The organism is Catalinimonas locisalis (genome assembly GCF_038039535.1).
Taxonomy (GTDB): Bacteria; Bacteroidota; Bacteroidia; order Cytophagales; family Cyclobacteriaceae; genus Catalinimonas.
Genome location: NZ_JBBPHP010000112.1, coordinates 1 through 1,040 on the forward strand (window position 1 = coordinate 1; position 1,040 = coordinate 1,040).

Consider the following 1,040-nt stretch of genomic DNA (forward strand, 5'->3'; position numbering starts at 1 on the left):
CTGGAATTCTAAGATAAAAACAATACAAATAGCTATAACTTTTCCAAGAATGTATGCTTTACTTCGTATTCCATATTTTCTTTATCAATACCCCCAGTCCAGGTGAGGGGCATTGACAAAGAAAAATATTAGTTTGATCAGGCGGCCTGGCCATACTGTGGCATAACCACATACTCTGTTCCCCGATTTACCGTGGCAAAAACGCGATTGACCAGTTTAGCCCTAACGGCATTGAGAGCAGATAATTTGGCTTTACCCTGTTTGACTTTGCGTTGATAGTAAGCTTTCAATTCCGGGTCATGTTGTACTGCGGCACTGGCGCAGTTGCTGAGTAAGGCTTTCATTTTTCTATTGGCGAGGGGGCTGATCTTAGTCTTACCCCGAATGCTACTTCCTGAATTGTATTCAAAAGGGGCTATTCCTGCGTAACAAGCAAACTGTCGTCCGTTATCAAAAGCGGTGAAGTCCTGGGTGTAGATCAGCAAAGCCACGGCTGTGATCATACCAATCCCTACTACAGAAGTTATTAAACGGAAGTGTTTTTGTATCTGCTCATCTTCTTGCAAAGTAGCTTCCATTTGTTTATCAGTATGTTTGATTTGTTGCTCCACCAACTGTAGCTGCTTCTCAGATTGTTTGATGATGAAGCTGTTATCAACCGAAGAAGAAGTGTCTTTTAAATCCTGTATTGTCTGTTTCAGGCTGACTTTAGTCTTGGTAAGCCGATCACGAAAAGCCATCAGATTTTTAAGGTTTAGTAAACAGGTTGAAGGTAGTTGCATCGGTTGTAGCTTGCGCTGATGCAAACAAGCAAATTCAGCGATACGGCAGGCATCTATCCGATCGTTTTTGCCCCTGGTAATGCCTAGAGACTTCTTCAAGTGCAGTGGACTTATTAGTGTATAATATAGTCCTTATTCTTGCAAAAAACAGCATACTGCTAAGGTATAGTGGCCTGTGTGTTCCATACAGAAAAAACTATTACAGGCATCTACTTTTTGCTTTTTCAACCAGGCAGTCAACTGCTTAAATCCGGCCTT

General features: G+C 41.7%; 1 protein-coding gene. It reads right to left on the minus strand.

Translation table 11 applies throughout. The features are described 5' to 3' along the window. Positions 1-137 precede the first annotated feature (137 nt). Positions 138-896 carry a transposase gene (locus WJR50_RS34105; RefSeq protein WP_341297799.1) on the minus strand — a complete coding sequence of 253 codons (759 nt, stop codon included), beginning with the start codon at positions 894-896 and terminating at the stop codon, positions 138-140. Positions 897-1,040: the final 144 nt, after the last annotated feature.